General features: G+C 58.7%; 13 protein-coding genes. 11 read left to right on the top strand and 2 right to left on the bottom strand.

Annotated elements, in window-relative coordinates; translation table 11 throughout:
• The first annotated feature begins 2 nt into the window (after positions 1–2).
• The 5 genes from FHG12_RS12025 (at position 3) to FHG12_RS12045 (ending at position 6,481) form a co-directional block, all read left to right on the top strand.
• Positions 3–1,430 carry a glycoside hydrolase family 125 protein gene (locus FHG12_RS12025; RefSeq protein ID WP_139515958.1) on the top strand — a complete coding sequence of 476 codons (1,428 nt, stop codon included), beginning with the start codon at positions 3–5 and terminating at the stop codon, positions 1,428–1,430.
• Between the two features lie 131 nt (positions 1,431–1,561).
• Positions 1,562–3,061, top strand: coding sequence for an NADP-dependent phosphogluconate dehydrogenase (gene gndA, locus FHG12_RS12030; protein WP_139515959.1), 1,500 nt, complete (start codon positions 1,562–1,564; stop codon positions 3,059–3,061).
• A gap of 39 nt (positions 3,062–3,100) precedes the next feature.
• On the top strand, positions 3,101–4,609 hold the full coding sequence (zwf, locus tag FHG12_RS12035; protein WP_139515960.1) for a glucose-6-phosphate dehydrogenase: 1,509 nt from the start codon (positions 3,101–3,103) through the stop codon (positions 4,607–4,609).
• A 6-nt stretch (positions 4,610–4,615) separates the two neighbouring features.
• The gene (gene pgl, locus FHG12_RS12040; protein ID WP_139515961.1) at positions 4,616–5,353 is read left to right on the top strand and encodes a 6-phosphogluconolactonase; all 738 of its coding nucleotides are present in this window, start codon (positions 4,616–4,618) and stop codon (positions 5,351–5,353) included.
• Positions 5,354–5,476: 123 nt separating this feature from the next.
• Complete coding sequence (locus FHG12_RS12045) at positions 5,477–6,481, top strand: NAD(P)H-dependent flavin oxidoreductase (RefSeq protein WP_317129667.1); 1,005 nt, start codon at positions 5,477–5,479, stop codon at positions 6,479–6,481.
• Positions 6,482–6,519: 38 nt separating this feature from the next.
• Here FHG12_RS12045 and FHG12_RS12050 read toward each other — a convergent pair whose 3' ends face one another.
• Positions 6,520–8,088 (bottom strand): diadenylate cyclase, encoded by a 1,569-nt coding sequence (locus FHG12_RS12050; RefSeq protein ID WP_139515963.1) that lies wholly within the window; start codon positions 8,086–8,088, stop codon positions 6,520–6,522.
• A gap of 147 nt (positions 8,089–8,235) precedes the next feature.
• On the bottom strand, positions 8,236–9,024 hold the full coding sequence (locus tag FHG12_RS12055) for an energy transducer TonB (protein ID WP_139515964.1): 789 nt from the start codon (positions 9,022–9,024) through the stop codon (positions 8,236–8,238).
• A gap of 126 nt (positions 9,025–9,150) precedes the next feature.
• On the opposite strand from FHG12_RS12055, the gene FHG12_RS12060 reads away from it, so the two are divergent.
• The 6 genes from FHG12_RS12060 to FHG12_RS12085 all read left to right on the top strand — a co-directional run bounded on the left by FHG12_RS12060 (position 9,151) and on the right by FHG12_RS12085 (position 16,655).
• Positions 9,151–9,585, top strand: coding sequence for a RidA family protein (locus FHG12_RS12060; RefSeq protein WP_139515965.1), 435 nt, complete (start codon positions 9,151–9,153; stop codon positions 9,583–9,585).
• 70 nt (positions 9,586–9,655) lie between these two features.
• Entirely contained in the window at positions 9,656–11,491 is a 1,836-nt protein-coding gene (locus FHG12_RS12065; protein ID WP_139515966.1) for a MutS-related protein, read from the top strand.
• 85 nt (positions 11,492–11,576) lie between these two features.
• Complete coding sequence (locus tag FHG12_RS12070) at positions 11,577–12,788, top strand: VWA domain-containing protein (RefSeq protein ID WP_139515967.1); 1,212 nt, start codon at positions 11,577–11,579, stop codon at positions 12,786–12,788.
• Positions 12,789–12,943: 155 nt separating this feature from the next.
• Positions 12,944–13,912 carry a bestrophin family protein gene (locus FHG12_RS12075; RefSeq protein ID WP_139515968.1) on the top strand — a complete coding sequence of 323 codons (969 nt, stop codon included), beginning with the start codon at positions 12,944–12,946 and terminating at the stop codon, positions 13,910–13,912.
• A 201-nt stretch (positions 13,913–14,113) separates the two neighbouring features.
• The gene (locus FHG12_RS12080) at positions 14,114–15,685 is read left to right on the top strand and encodes an FAD-dependent oxidoreductase (RefSeq protein WP_139515969.1); all 1,572 of its coding nucleotides are present in this window, start codon (positions 14,114–14,116) and stop codon (positions 15,683–15,685) included.
• Between the two features lie 79 nt (positions 15,686–15,764).
• Positions 15,765–16,655 (top strand): cyanophycinase, encoded by an 891-nt coding sequence (locus FHG12_RS12085; protein ID WP_139515970.1) that lies wholly within the window; start codon positions 15,765–15,767, stop codon positions 16,653–16,655.
• Positions 16,656–16,691 lie beyond the last annotated feature (36 nt).

Genomic DNA, 16,691 nt, shown 5'->3' on the forward strand with positions numbered 1-16,691 from the left:
TTATGGCCACTCGCCGCCACTTTTTGCACACCGCCAGCTTGGCTACGGCCAGTCTCATCCTGGGCCTGCCCGCTGTGAAAAGCATGGCCAAGGAGAATTTCACGAGTCGGCGGCCCGCCCCGCCGGATCGTAATTTCACCAGCGAAGCGGTTGAAAGCACCATCCGACGAGTTCGCAAAGACATTAAAAGCGAAGAGCTAGCCTGGCTTTTCGAAAACTGCTTCCCTAATACCCTGGACACGACCGTGCGCACGGGCACCCGCGCCGGCAAGCCTGATACCTTCGTCATTACCGGCGATATCGACGCGATGTGGCTGCGCGACTCGTCGGCGCAGGTGTGGCCGTATCTGCCTCTGGCTAAGCAGGATAAGAAGCTCCGGACTTTGCTGCAAGGCGTGATTCACCGGCAGGCCGCTTGCATCCTGCTCGATCCGTATGCCAATGCTTTCTATGCCGATGCCACCAAGGTAAGCGAGTGGAAAGACGACGAAACCACCATGAAGCCCGGCGTACACGAGCGCAAATGGGAGGTCGACTCGCTTTGCTACCCCATCCGGCTGGCCTACGGCTACTGGAAAGCCACCGGCGATACATCGCCCTTCGATGCCGAATGGCAAAGCGCCATGCAATTGGTGCTGCAAACCTTCCGGGAGCAGCAGCGCAAAACCGACCGCGGGCCTTATAAATTTGGCCGGCGCACGAGCTGGCAAACCGATACGTTGGCTGGGGGCGGCTATGGCAATCCCGTGCACCCCGTTGGCCTGATTTGCTCGATGTTTCGCCCTTCCGACGACGCGACGCAGTACGCTTTCCTTATTCCCAGCAACCTGTTTGCGGCGGTGAGTTTGCGGCAGCTTGCCGAGCTGTTTGGGCAGCTGAAGCAGGCCCCGGCTTTTGCCGCCGATTGCGTAGCACTGGCTCAGGAAGTAGAAAATGCAGCCCGCCAACATGCCCAAGCTGAGCACCTGCGCTACGGCCGGATATATGCCTACGAAGCGGATGGGTTTGGTAATCAATCGTTTATGGATGATGCCAACGTGCCTAGCCTGTTGGCGTTGCCGTACCTGGGGGCCGTCGCCGTTTCGGATCCCGTCTATCAGGCTACGCGCCGCCTAGTGCTCTCGCCCGACAATCCCTATTTCTACCGCGGCAAGGCGGCCGAAGGCGTCGGCGGGCCCCACGTCGGGGCCGGGCAAATCTGGCCGTTGGGTATTATCATGCGGGCGCTCACCAGCCAAGACGCGGCTGAAATTCAGCAGTGCCTGACGTGGCTGCGCACCACGCACGCCGGCACGGGCTTCATGCACGAGAGCTTCGATCAGGACAACCCCAGCAAGTTCAGCCGAAAGTGGTTTGCGTGGGCCAACACGTTATTTGGCGAATTGATCTTGAAAGTGCACGCCAACCAGCCCCACTTGTTGCAAGCCTAAGCAGTGGAAGCAGGGAAATTATCGGCTTTATAACACCCGGAGGCGCAATCCTGCGTACACCGGAGCTTGTTAGAAGCAATCGGCCGTGGAGAAAGCCAAGGCTTCGCCTTACACCTATAACTGCACTGATAATGAGCGCAAAGCCAACTGAGTACACGTTCGGCATGATCGGCCTGGGAACCATGGGCCGCAACCTGCTACTGAACATGGCCGATCATGATTTTGCCGTAGCCGGCTACGACAAAGACGCCAGCAAAATTCAGCTGCTGGCCGACGAAGGGCAGGGCAAGCGGGTACAGGGCTTCACGGCGCTGCCCGAGTTTATCCAGAGACTGCACGTGCCGCGGGCCATTATGATGCTGGTGCCCGCGGGCGTCATCGTGGACAGTGTAATCAACGAGCTGCTGCCGCTGCTCACCCCCGGCGACATTCTCATCGACGGCGGCAACTCCCACTTTACCGACACCAACCGTCGGGCTGCTGACTTAGAATCGAAGGGCTTTCACTTCTTCGGAATGGGCATTTCGGGTGGAGAAGAAGGCGCTCGCCGCGGCCCCAGCATGATGCCGGGCGGCGACAAAGAAGCCTACCAGATCATGAAGCCCACGCTGGAAGCCATCGCCGCCCGCGTCGACGGCGTGCCGTGTGTCACCTACATTGGGCCAGGAGCCGCAGGGCACTTCGTCAAGATGGTGCACAACGGCATCGAATACGGCCTCATGCAGCTCATTGCCGAAACCTATGAAATCCTGAAAAAAGGCTTAGGTATTGATAATGAGGCCATTGGCAAAGTGTTCAGCAGTTGGAACGAAGGCCGCTTGCAGTCTTTCCTGCTCGACATCACCAAGGATATTTTTGCCTTCGTCGCGCCCAACACCGATCACCTGCTGCTCGATGACATCAAGGACGAAGCCCGCGCCAAAGGCACCGGCAAATGGACTTCGCAGGTGGCCATGGACCTAGAGCTGCCCATCCCGACCATCGACTCGGCCGTGGAAATGCGCGACTTGTCGAAATACAAAGCGCTCCGCGAAAAGCTCGCCGCCCTGTACAGCCCCGAAGAGCCGCATCTGGAAGTTGACAAAGATGCTTTTCTAACTAGCTTAGAGCAAGCCTTTTACTTCAATATGATCATCAGCTATGCCCAGGGCATGCATTTGCTTTTGAAGGCGTCGAAGGATTACGAATATGGGTTGCAGCTAGGCGAGATTGCTAAAATATGGCGCGGCGGCTGCATCATCCGCTCGAGTTTTCTCAACGATATTTTCAATGCCTACCAGCAGACGCCCGATTTGGATCATTTGCTGCTCGACGAACGCGTGAAGGCGTTGGTGACGGAGGCCGTCCCCGGCGCGCGCGCGGTGGTGTCGCAGGCAATAGCGGTGGGCCTTGCAGTGCCGGCTTACGCGGCTTCGCTGGGCTATTTCGACGCGTTCCGCAGCGCGCGCATGCCTTCTAACCTTATTCAGGCGCAGCGCGACTACTTCGGGGCGCACACGTACGAACTGGTCGGTCATGAGGGCGTATTTCACACCCAGTGGACGCCGGAGCACGAAGATGCGGCTCACAAAATGGATACGCACGAAACGTCGAGCACCGGCAACGAGAAGAAAGTCATTCCGAACAAGTAGGCTTCTGGCCCTTACCCCATCTTCTGCCCCAACCCGCGCATGATTACCAACAAGCAAATCGCGCCCACCATCTTCGTCATTTTTGGTGGTACCGGCGACCTGAATGCCCGTAAGCTGGCCCCGGCGCTGTACAATCTGTATCTGGAAGGCTGGTTGCCCGAGCAGTTTTCTATTATCGGCACGGGCCGCACGCAGCTTCAGGACGAGGATTTTCGCAAGAAGCTCCTGGAAGATATCAACCAGTTTTCGCGCAGCGGCAAAGCCGAAAAAGAGAAGTGGGAAGCGTTTTCGCAGCACCTTTTCTACCAGGTTTCCGACCTGAACGACTTCAAAACCTACAAGGAGTTTGGCACCCGCATCAAGCACTTGGAAACGGAATGGGACACCAAAGCCAACGTGATTTATTACTTGGCGGTAGCTCCCAACTTCTTTCCCATCATTGCTGACAACTTGGCTAAGAGTAAACTGGCCGACGATTCGCAACGGGTGCGCATTGTGATTGAGAAGCCGTTTGGGCACGATCTGGAGTCGGCGAAGGAGCTGAACCAGTTGCTGATGCGCACCTTCGACGAGCGCCAGATCTACCGCATCGACCACTATCTGGGCAAGGAGACAGTGCAGAACATCATGGCCTTCCGGTTTGCCAACTCCTTGCTCGAACCGACCTGGAACCGCAACTACATCGAGCACGTGCAGATTTCGGTGACCGAGCAGCTGGGCGCGGGCGAGCGCGCCGGGTATTACGACGGTTCCGGCGCCCTGCGCGACATGATTCAGAACCACTTGCTACAACTGCTGTGCTTGGTGGCAATGGAGCCGCCCATCAGCTTCAACGCCGACGAAGTGCGCAACCGCAAAGTGGACGTGCTGCGCGCCATGCGTCGCTTCTCACCCGACGACGTGCGCCTTTCTACGGTGCGCGGGCAGTATGGCAACGGGTGGCTGGAAGGCAAAGAAGTGCCCGGCTACCGCGAGGAGCTGAAAGCTGAGTCGAACACCGAAACCTTCGCGGCCGTGAAGTTTTTCGTCGACAACTGGCGCTGGCAGGGGGTGCCGTTTTACCTGCGTACGGGCAAGCGCATGCACCAGTCGGCTTCCGTGATCAGCATCCAGTTTAAGGAGGTGCCGCACTTCATGTTTCCGCCCGAAACGGCCGATAGTATTCACAATAACCGTTTGATTATCAGTATACAGCCGGAAATGAGCATTCGGCTGCAAGTGCAAGCCAAGCGGCCGGGTCTGGATATGATTCTGAACACCGTTGACATGGTGTTTGACTACAAAGGCACCTATTCCAGCGAAGCGCCCGAAGCCTACGAAACGCTGTTGCTGGATACGATGCTGGGCGACCAAACGCTGTTTATGCGCGGCGACCAGGTAGAGGAGGCTTGGGATCTGATTATGCCCATCCTGACCACGTGGCAAGGGCGCAAGAGCCTCAACTTCCCCAATTATTCCGCCGATTCGTGGGGGCCCGAAACGGCCGAAGCCCTCATTGCCCGCGATGGCTTTCACTGGTTTACGCTGCCGCTCAACGGCAAAAAATAATCGCCGATGAAGCTTACTATTTTTGCTACGGTCGAGGAGCTGCTGCAAGGCTTCGCGGAATATTTTGTGGCTACGGCCAACCAAGTCATCGCCGAGCGCGGCCAGTTTGCGGTGGCGCTTTCCGGGGGCAACTCGCCCAAAAAGCTGTTTGAGCTGCTGGCCTCGGATGCGTTTAAGGCGCAGGTAGCGTGGGAGAAGGTGTATTTCTTCTTCGGCGACGAGCGCTACGTGCCGCATACGTCGCCCGACAGCAACTACCTGATGGCCAAAAAGGCCCTGCTAGACCCACTAAACATCGACTCGTCGCATATTTTTCCCGTCGATACCAGCGTACCTCCCGTGCAGGCGGCGCAGCGCTACGAAGCGACCATTGACCAGTTTTTTCGGGGGCAGCCGGCGCGCTTCGATTTGCTGTTGATGGGGCTGGGCGACAATGCGCACACGGCGTCGCTGTTTCCGCACACGCCCGTGCTGCACGAAGAAGCCGCGGGCATTCGGGAGGTGTATCTGGAAGACAAGAAGGTGTACCGCATCACCATGACAGCCCCCCTCATCAACCAAGGCCGCAACGTGGCTTTTTTGGTGTACGGCGCCGACAAAGCCGCTGCGCTACGGCGGGTGCTGGAAGAAGCGCGCAACATCGAGGAGTATCCGGCGCAGCTCATCGCGCCCACCGACGGCGACTTGCACTGGTTCGTAGACCAAGCCATCGCTTCGGAGTTGAAAAATAGCTATAATACATAAATTATTGATAATCAAGTATTTATATATTATGCATTACCTAAATTCCGCAGTGCTTAACGACTGAAGCAGATGGTTACGCTTGCTCTGGATCTCCGTTTTGAGCATCCCATTATCCAAGCGCCGATGGCGAGCGTCTCTACGCCGGCGCTTGCGGCAGCGGTATCGCAGGCGGGTGGGCTTGGCTCAATTGCGGGCGGTATGTCGTCGGTAGAAGCGCTGCACCAGGCGATTGCGGCCGTTCGGGAGGCCACTGACCGGCCGTTCAACGTGAATTTGTTTTGCCACCGGCCCGCCTCCCCCGATCCGGCGCGCGAAGCTGCGTGGCTGGAGTATCTGCGACCCTTCTTCGCGGAGTTTGGCAGTGCGCCGCCTGCCGTCTTGCAGGAAACCTACCCCAGTTTCGTTGCCAACGATGACATGTTGGCCATGCTTCTTGAAACAAGGCCACCGGTCATCAGCTTTCATTTCGGTTTGCCGCCCACTGATAAGCTTGCTGCCTTGCGGGCTGCCGGCGCTACGTTACTGGCCTGCGCCACCAGCCTTGCCGAAGCACAACAGCTAGAAGAAGCAGGGGTGGACGCCATCGTGGCGCAAGGCGTGGAAGCGGGCGGACACCGCGGGTTATTTGAGCCCGAACAAGGCGATGCCGGCCTTTCAACCTTCGCGCTCACGCGCCTGTTGGTCCGCCGGTTGCGCACGCCCATCATCTCCGCTGGCGGCATCATGGACGGCGCCGGAATAGCCGCTGTGGTGCGCCTCGGGGCAGTAGCGGCCCAAATGGGCACTGCTTTCGTCGCATGCCCCGAGTCGGCGGCCGATGCGGCCTACCGGACCGCGTTGCTAAGCGATCCGCCCGCGGCTACGGCTATTACGGCCGTTATTTCCGGGCGTCCGGCGCGCGGGCTGGTCAACCGGTTCGTGCGTGAAGTAGACCAGCCTGGCCGGCCCCCTGTAGCTCCATATCCGCGCGCTTACGATGCCGCGAAGGCCTTGATTACGAGTGCCAAACAGCACGGAAATCTTGGCTTTGCCGCGCAATGGGCCGGGCAAGGTGCGCCGTTGGCCCGCGCGTTGCCTGCTGCCGAACTTGTGCAAGTGCTTGTCAGCGAAATGCAAGCGGTTATTTAGCTTATAACAGTCTGTATAAAAGAGGTTTATAGCGAAAGCTAATCGCCTCCTTCCAAGCTTTCTTTCGTAATCACATCCACCAAGCCGTCTTCACTGACCACGATGGCCATGCACGGATACGGGCTGCTCTCGACGTAGCGAATGGCCGAGTTGTAGCGGGCGCCGCGGGTGCTGGTGCCCCGGCCCGAAGCCTTGCCATCGAGAATGACGCCAATGGAATAGCAGTACGATTCGGGATCGACGAGCACGGCCCCGTCGATGGACGTGACCAGCCGCGTGATGAGCGGCGTAAGTGGAACGGGCTCAATCAGTGTGCATTGCAGTTTGAGCCGGTCGGCTTCGGCGAGGGCTTCCGTAGTCACCACCACCAAGGTGCCGTGGGGCTGGCGGCTGGCTTCCACCATCACGTCCCAGAGCCGCTCTACTTTGGCCGGGTCGGTGAGGTTGAAGGTAGTGCGCAGGTCCTTGCGGAATTTGGTCCGGTTGAGGCGCGCGCGCGACAAACTAGGTAGCCCGTACACAGCGCGCATCAATACCTTGCTATCGTGCTGAAACTCCCAGGCGTAGTGGTTGATGAAATTAACCACGAACAAGTCTTCCCGCGCCGGGTCGTAAGAGCCGATCTGGCGGCCGAGCGCATACACGTTTTCGCCATCAGCGAGCAAGCTCACGTCGGCCGTGGTCATTTCCAGCAGCTTGCGCACGGCGCGGTAATCGGTAAGCGGGGTAGGGCAGGTGAGGGCAAAAACTTCCTCCAGATTGGGGTGGCGGCGCCGGGCCAGTATCAGCTTGCCGACGCCCTCGGCGCCCTCGTAGCGCAACGACGAGATGGTGTTGCAGGTCGCAAACAGCTTGGCCGTGGCCGGGTCCATGCCCAGGGCCTGCGCCGGCGTATCCATAAACAGCTTGCCCGCCGCCCGGATGAGTTCGTCGGTTTCGCGGGGGCGCAGCATCAGGCCCGAACCCGGTTCGGGCTCCGTCAGGGATTTCATGCACTCCTCGTGAAAGCGTGCTGCCGCTGCCACCAACAGCGACGAGGCCAAGGGCTTGCCATTGGTGTAGTAGCGGTTGGGCTGAAGAGAATTATGGGCCTTCAGAACCTTCCGATAGAGGCGAAGCACCGTCACGACGTAATATGAACCAACCTGAATGGGCCAGCCTGCAAAAGAAAGAATCTTGCCTTTCGGGGCATCCAGCGTATCCAGAACCTCCTGCACGGCCAGGCGCAGCCCTAAGCTGTGCAAGCGACGGTGCAGTACCTCCTCCGGAATCTGGTCGCGGTCCCAAGTGGGCGTCCACAACTGCAAACGCTGCAATTCCTTGCCGCGGGCCAGCACGTTGCCGAAATGCGAAAAATCGAGGCCGCAGTCGGCTGGTTCGAGGCACACGGCCGGTGGCTCGGCGTGGTCATGCGCTTCAACCGGAATGCCCAACAGCAGCACAGAGGGCTGCAAGTCATCGTCGAGCGCATCAAACAGGCTTACCGCAATGGCGTGCGCCGCCTGCTGGAAGCGCGTTTGGTAAGGCCAGATTACCTGTTCAGTCACCAGAAAAGGCAACGTAGGCGCTACGGGTGGCGCAGAGAGCAGGGGCAGCGGAGTAAGCATAGCTGGAAAGGGAAAGGCGGAAAGAAAGGAGGTGCGCAGCAACAGATCGGGGAGAGGCGGCAACAGGCCTCACAAAAGCAGACCCTCTAAAGAGGCAGACGGATGAGCGGCGGTTGCACTTTAAAAATTCTTCCGCGCTGCCAAAAATTACAGCTGAAAAACCACTGGTAGAACCATCTTCTGCCGCATTGGTTGTCCCTGATAATGAGCAGGTTGCCATTTGGGTGCTGCTTTGAGCAAGCGAATGGCTTCTTCGTCGCAGCCCGAACCCAGGCGCTTGGTAGGTTTTATGTCGGTGAGCGTGCCGTCTTTCTGCACGATGAACTCCATCATCACGCGGCCTTCTACCTTGCGTTGGCGGGCCAAGGCTGGGTAGCGCTGGTTTTTCTGAATCCACTCAAAAAAAGCGTCGGTGCCGCCCACGGGCCGGGCAGGCTGGTCGGGCTTTACGGTCTGGGGTTGGTCGGGGGTGCCACCGGCAGTTGCCGGGGCACTGGCGGCGTCGGCCGCGCCCGCCGGAATGGCGAAGGTGACGGGCACCGTCACGCGTTGGCGCACGTTGGCGTTGCGGTGCTGAGCGGGCTTCCATTTCGGGCCACCTTTAATCAGGCGAATGGCTTCGGCGTCCAGCTCCGGGGCCAACGGCTTGTCGACGGTAACGTTGGAGATCACGCCGGTTTTCTCCACCACAAACGTGACGGGCACCGTGCCCTGTACGCCTTTTTGCAAAGCAGCAGTCGGATATTGCTGATGCTCAGCCAGATACTGGGCATAGGCCTCGACGCCGCCCAAGGGCACGGCGGGCTTCTCTACGGCATCAAAAATCTCATCGGCCTGGGGCTTGGGGTATTTCAATTTTTGTTGGGCCTGAGCGGTAGTCAGGCCGGCGGCGCTAAGGGCGAGGAACAAGGCCAGTCGGCGGGCAGTAGAACGCATACGAAACAAGATAGAGAGGGAGAGCGGGAGTCAGAAACAGCAAGCTGCCTAGGCACAACAACCGCACCAGCGGACGCGCAAGTTCAGTAGCGGCACGATGCGTCCGAATTGGGTAGATTTGGCACTATGGCAACTGACGAAACGGCAACCCACTTTCATTCTTCCCGCGCTCCCGAACCGGTGGGGCTGTATCCGCACGCCCGGCGCGTGGGCAATCTGTTGTTCTTGTCGGGGGTGGGGCCGCGCCAACGGGGCCAGAAACAAGTGCCCGGCGTAGCGCTGAACGCCGATGGCAGCATCCAAAGCTATAACTTCGAGCAGCAGTGCCACGCCGTGTTTCAGAATGTGCGCTACATTCTGGAAGAAGCAGGCGCCCGTTGGGAAGATCTGGTGGATGTGACTGTCTTTCTGACGAATATGAAAGACGACTTTCCCACGTACAATCGGCTCTACGCCGAGTATTTCCAACGCAATCAGCCGTGCCGCACCACCGTGGAGGTCAACTGCCTGCCCACGCCCATTGCCATCGAGCTAAAGTGCATTGCGGCGCTAAGCGCCTAGGCGAGAGCTTGGGTGCGGGCCGCAGCGGCTGCAGCGTTATATCTTTGACGGAAACCTGCTGTTATTGTCTGTGCCCAACGCTACCGCTTTTCGTCCGCTCAGCATCGCCCCCGCTGAAATCTTTGCTGAAAATCTGGCTGCCCATTCGACCCAGGAAAAGCAGTACGCCGCTCGGCATCAGGCTGTGGCCTGGCTACGCATCGTGGTGTTTGGCGTCACGATTGCCGGCGGGTACGGGCTCTTCAGCCGCGGGCATTACGAGCTGGGCTTTGGCTTGCTTTTCTTGGCGTACCTAGCTTTTCTGCTGCTGGTGCGCTGGCACAGCAAAGTAGGCTACCTGCGCGAGCATTACCGCCTCCTGGCCCAGCTCAACCGCGACGAGCTGGCCCGCCTGGAAGGTAAGCTCACCCAATTCGACGCCGGCACTCGCTACCTCACCGTCGAGCACCCATACGCTGCCGACCTCGACGTGTTTGGGTCGCATTCGCTGTACCAGTTGCTCAACCGCGCTACCTCGCGCCTGGGCCACGATTGGCTGGCGGGCTGGCTGCTGGCTGCTACACCGCCCGCGGGTATCGTGGAGCGGCAGGCTGCTGTCGCTGAGCTGGCCCCCGACTTGGCGTGGCAACAAGAATGGCAGACCCGCGCCCGTCACTTTCCCAAGCAAGATGCCGACCCGCGCTACTTCACGGCTTGGCTCCAGCAACCCGATTTTTTCAGTGGCAAAGGCTGGCTGAAAATCTGTTTGCTCGTGCTGCCGCCTTTGATTGCGGTGAGCCTGGGGCTGTGGTTGCTGGGTTTTTCAGCGTGGCCGGTATTGGTGCCGATTCTGCTGATCAACGCCCTCAACTACACGTTTCGGCAAAGCATTCAGGAATACTCCCAGCACAGCGCGGCCATGCGCGATGCCCTGCGCGCCTACCACGACCAATTGGCGCTGTTCGAAGCCCGCACGTGGCAATCGTCATTGCTGCTGCGCCTGCATCGCACGCTGCACGCTGCCGCTGGCTCGTCGGCTTCGGTGCTGATCGGGCAATTGTCGCGCATTGCGGGGCAGTTTTCCTTGCAACACAGTCCGTTGGTGGGAGTTGTAGCTAACAATCTGATATTGTGGGACTTACATTGTATGTGGCGATTGGAGCGCTGGAAAAGCCGTTTGCAGGGCCGCCTCGACGTGATGCTGGAAGTAGGGGCCGAGGTAGAAGCCTTGGTTAGTCTGGCTGGCTTTCAGTTTGCCAACCCCGCGTACGTCGTACCCGAAATCAGCACGGCGGCTCTGGAAGTGACGGCCGAAGCGCTGGCTCACCCGTTGATCTTTGCTTCCGAGCGCATCAGCAACGATTTCAGTACGATAGGGTTGGGGCGCACGGCCGTAGTGACGGGCTCCAACATGTCGGGCAAAAGCACTTTCCTGCGCACCGTCGGGCTGAATATGGTATTGGCGCAAGCGGGCGCCGTGGTCAGTGCCCATCGGATGCGGGTGAGCCCGGCGCAGGTGTACACGGCCATGCGCACCCAGGATAATCTGGCCGAAAGCACATCGTCGTTTTATGCCGAGCTCAAGCGCCTGCGCCTCTTGCTCGAACTCACGGCTACGGGTCAACCGGTGTTTTACATGCTCGACGAAATCCTGAAAGGCACCAACTCCCGCGACCGCCACCGTGGTGCCCGCGCCCTCATCCGCCAGCTGCACCAGCGCCCCGCCAGTGGCCTCATCAGCACCCACGACCTGGAGCTGGCCGCCATGGAAACCGAACTGCCCGGTTTCGTGACCAACTTTAGCTTCAACAGCACCATCGAAGGCGACGAAATTCTCTTCGATTATCGCCTTACGCCCGGCGTGTGCCGCAGCTTCAATGCCAGCAAGCTGATGCAGCTCATGGGGATTGTAATTGAGGAAAACTAAGTGCCTCGCCTCGTTGCAACCTTTCGGCGCGCAGGAATCTCTTGAGAACAGTTACGTATTGTTTGTCAAGTAAATACCTCCGCGTATGCTGCGAAAATTACTCTTACCGGCGCTGCTTTTGCTAGCACCGCTTTTGCAAAACTGCGAAACCAGTTCGGACGAAACTGCGCCGGCTTCTGGCGGCGCAATGTATTCGGCCGCGCCATGCCCAAGTTGTGGGGGCACCACTGGTTCGTCGGCGCCCGGCGGCACGGGCTCACCAGCACCAGGCGGCTCGCAGGCGACCGCGGGCGTGCTGACGGCCGGCGAATGGAACGACTTGGCAAACTGGAGTTTCTGGCAAGGCCTCCAGAAGAACACGGAGTGGGAGGGCTACCAGAACAAGTGGGGCCTGTATACGGCGGCGCATTACAGCGTCACGCTCACGGATGAGTCCGGCTTGCCTCTGTCCGACGCGCGCGTGATTGCTAGCACTTCGCCTACCGGAACGCCTTTGTATGAAACGCGCACCAATCAGGAAGGACAAGCCGACTTGTTTCCGGTGTTGTTCCAGAAGGAAGCCGAGCCACCTTGTTTTCTGCGGGTTGAATACCAAAACCAGAGCTTCGATTTGGGCGCGGCCTCGGTCGGGCAAGCGGAAAAGCACCAACTGCCCGTGCAAAGCACTGCGCTGTCGGCCGTGGACCTGATGTTTGTAGTGGATGCTACCGGCTCGATGACCGACGAAATTAATTACCTGAAAGCCGAGCTGCGCGATGTTATTGCGCGGGCACACGCCCAATTGCCTAGCGCTCAGCTCCGCATGAGCAGCGTGTTTTACCGCGATAAGCAGGACGAGTACCTAACGCGGGTGCAACCCTTCAGCAACGACGTGGACGCCCTGCTGAACTTCGTAAATGCGCAACGCGCCGATGGCGGCGGCGACTTCCCCGAAGCTGTGGAAATTGCCTTGCAGGAAGCCCTAAAACAGTCGTGGAGTAGTTCGGCCCGCTGCCGGTTGCTGTTTCTGGTGCTCGATGCGCCGCCACACGACGAGGCCAAGGTGCAAATGCAAGAGCTTATGCAAAAGGCTGCTAAACAAGGTGTTAGAATTATTCCCGTGGTCGCCAGCGGCATCGACCGCAACACCGAATTTCTCATGCGCGCCACAGCGATAGCCACCAACGGCACCTATGTATTCCTGACTAACCACAGCGGCATTGGCGATTCGCACCTCGAGCCGACAATCGGCAGCTACCAGGTAGAATTTCTGAACGACCTGCTTGTGCGTCTGATACTTAAGTACAGCAAATCCTGAGTCCAGTGTTTCCCCTAGTGTGTGCCCGGAGATTGCCGAACGTGGCAATCTCCGGGCTTTTTGATGTTACGGAAAGGCCGCTATCCGCAAATTTTCGGCGCTACCGGCAGCTTCTTGGGCAGGTCAACCGTAGGTAAAGACCTAATACGGTCTTTATGTATGTTCGGAATAATCTTCGCTGGCGGGTCGTCTGGAAATATGCTTGGCGCAACGTCCTGATTTTCACTGCCTATTCTTTGCTGATTTGCCTTGTGTACGGGCCCGTCGGTTTCAGGTCACTCTCGATTCCGTGGCAGCCGGTGGCCACGCTCGGCATCGCGGTTTCGTTTTATGTGGGGTTTAAAAACAACGGTTCTTACGACCGTTTCTGGGAAGGCCGCCAGCTGTGGGGCGGCATCGTCAACTACAGCCGCACGTGGGCGGTGCAGTCGCTGGAATTCATCACTTCCCGCGTGGATGCCCCCGACGTGGAAGCGCCCGCCGCTTCGGCTTCGGAACTGAGCGACCGCCACCGCCGCCTGCTTTACCGCCACATTGCCTGGATAAATGCGCTGCGCCTAAACCTGCGCCGCCAACCCGACCAATGGGATGCTGCCGTTGCGCCGTTTCTGGACCCGGACGAGTCGGAAAAGATGCGCGCCCGGCAAAATCCGCCCGCGCATCTGCTGCGCCAGCAAGCCGCCGAGCTGCGCAAGCTGCGCGAGGAGCGCGGCCTGCTCAACGATTTTCAGCACGTAAACATGATGCAGACCATCGAGCAGCTTTTCAACCTGCAAGGCGGCTGCGAACGCATCAAAAACACGCCGTTTCCGCGGCAATACGCGTTTTTTAGCTTCGTTTTTGTGTGGTTATTTGCCGGGCTGCTGCCGCTGGGCCTTATCGGCGAATTTGAAAAAATGGGCCCCGATCACATCTGGCTGACGGTGCCGTTTTCGGTGTTGGTATCGTGGGTGTTCAACACCATCGAGATTGTGGGCCACACCAGCGAAAACCCGTTTGAAAACGAGATGAACGACATCCCCATGACGGCGCTGTGCCGCAGCATCGAAATTGACCTGCGCGAGATGTTGGGCGAAACGCTACTGCCATCCAAGCTGGAGCCGGTAGACGATATCCTGTATTGATGCTGTAGGCAGCGCTCTTTGGGTTATTTGGGCCTTAGTTGTAAAGGCTAAGAAGCGCATTTCAGCAGGCATTTGTGAAAGTAAATAAGTAGAAATGCGGAGGCGCTTTATCGGTAAATACGGAGTTGCTTGGTTTAACTACACGGGCTTGCTGGGCGTACACGAAGCAGCTACAACTCCGTCATTCTACACCCATCCGCTATGTCCAAAAGCCTCACGCCCAACCAGTCTTCAGGTACCACCCCAACGTCGTGGTTTGCTACCGCACCCAGCCTTCCGGTTTTCGGGGCATTGGAGAAAGATATGTCGGCCGACGTAGTCGTAATCGGGGCCGGTATCGCGGGCCTGACCACAGCTTATTTGCTTGGGCGCGAGGGCAAAAAAGTGATTGTGCTGGAAGATGGGGAGATAGCCAGCGGCGAAAGCGGCCGCACCACGGCCCACCTGTCCAACGCCCTCGACGACCGCTACACCACGCTCGAAGAGCTGTTTGGGAAAGAAGGCGCAAAACTGGCGGCCGAAAGCCACGGCGCAGCCATCGACCAGATCGAAAAGATTGTGCTGGAGGAAAAAATCGACTGTGACTTCACGCGCCTCGACGGCTACTTGTTTTTGCCTCAAAACGGTACCGAGAAAGAGCTGGTCGACGAGCGAGAAGCCGCCCACCGCGCCGGCCTCACCGATGTGCACCTAATGCCCGATGCCGGCGTGATTGGATTTGAAACCGGCCCTTGCTTGGTATTCCCGAACCAGGGCCAATTTCATATCCTCAAGTACCTGAGCGGGTTAGCAGAGGCTATTGGGCGGCAAGGCGGCCAGATTTTTACCTGCACGCACGCCACCGAAGTGCACGGTGGCAGCCCGGCGCGCGTCACGACGGCCAAGGGCCATGAAGTAACGGCCAAAGCCGTTGTGGTGGCCACGAACACACCGTTCAACGACCGCGTTGTCATGCATACCAAGCAGGGGCCTTACCGCACCTATGTGGTCGCGGCGAAGGTGCCGAAAGGCTCGGTTACCAAAGCCCTGTACTGGGACACGGCCGATCCGTATCACTACATCCGGGTGCAGGAAGTGGCGGAGGGCCCGCGCGGCGGCCAAACCGATTACGACCTGCTCATTGTGGGCGGCGAAGACCACAAAACCGGGCAGGAAGACAACCCCGAAGAGCGCCTGCGGTGCCTGGAAGAATGGGCGCGCGCGCATTTTAAGGCCATCAAAAGCATTGAGTACCGCTGGTCGGGGCAGGTGATGGAACCCGTTGACGGTCTGGCGTATGCGGGCCGCAACCCCCTAGACGATGACAACGTGTATATCGTCACCGGCGACTCGGGCCACGGCATGACGCACGGTACTTTGGGGCCCATGATCATCACCGATCTCATCCAGGGGCGGTCCAATCCGTGGGCGAAGCTCTATGATCCGGGCCGGGTCACGGTAAAGCCCGAATCGGCCAAGGAATTCATCCGTGAAAACCTCAACGTGGCCAGCGAATACACCGATTTGCTTACCAGCGGCGATGTGTCGAAGGAAGAGGAAATCGAGCCGGGTACCGGTGCGGTACTGCGGCGCGGCATCACGAAAGTAGCCGTGTACCGCGACGAAAAGGGCGCTACCCACGAGTGCTCCGCCATTTGTCCGCACTTGGGCTGCGTGGTGCATTGGAACAAGCTGGAAACCAGCTGGGACTGCCCTTGCCACGGCTCGCGCTTCGATGCTTTCGGCAAGCTGCTCAATGGGCCGGCTAACTCAGATTTAGCGCCTGTTAAGTAAATATTTGATTATCAAGTATTTAACAAAATAGCTTTGTTTCTGGCTAATCCACCCACTTTCCTCTGCTGAGGATATTTGTATGCCAACCAAAAAGAAAAGTGCCGATCCCCTCACCAACACGCACTGTCCGCAGCCCAAGGGCACGCTGATTGCCATTGGCGGACACGAAGAAAAAGAACGCACCCAACAAGACGACGGCAAGAGCCAGACCGACGAAATGGCGAACGACGCCATTCTGCGCCGCTTCGTCGACGAGCTGCGAAAAAAGGATCTGGTGGTCGTCATTCCTACGGCTTCCAGCGAACCGGAAGAAGCAGCCCAAGACTACGTGAACGTATTCACCGACCTGGGCGTGAAGCGCGTAGAAGTGCTTAACATCAAGACGCGCAACGAAGCCGAAAGCATGGAATGCATCGGCCTGATCAAGGAAGCCGACGGCTTTATGTTTACGGGCGGCGACCAGCTGCGGCTAACGGCGCTGCTGGGCGGCACAGCCATGCTGATGTGCCTGAAGCAGCGCTACGCCAACGAGCGCATCGTGATTGCGGGCACCAGCGCCGGTGCCACGGCCATGTCGACGCCGATGGTGTACCAAGGCCGCGACGATGCCGGCATTCGGAAAGGCGAAATTCACATCACCACGGGTTTGCAGTTTATGCACGACGTGGCCATCGATACGCATTTTGTGGCCCGCGGCCGCATCGTGCGCATGGCCCAGATCATTTCTACCAATCCCGGCTGTTTGGGCCTGGGGCTGGAAGAAGATACCGGCGTCGTCGTGACGGAAGGGCGCGAGCTGGAAGTCATTGGCAGCGGCATCGTTGTCATCGTCGATGGCACGCACAGCACCTACACCAACATCCACGAAATCGCGCCGGAAACTCCCTTCACCATCCGCGATCTGCGGGTGCACCTGCTCAGTTGCGGCGAGCGCTACACGCTTCCCATTCAGGAGCAGCTATACCTGTAGCGCCACCGTTCTCTTCTGCCCAGTGCTTCAAGCCTC

The organism is Hymenobacter jejuensis (assembly GCF_006337165.1).
In the GTDB taxonomy this organism is placed as follows: Bacteria; Bacteroidota; Bacteroidia; order Cytophagales; family Hymenobacteraceae; genus Hymenobacter; species Hymenobacter jejuensis.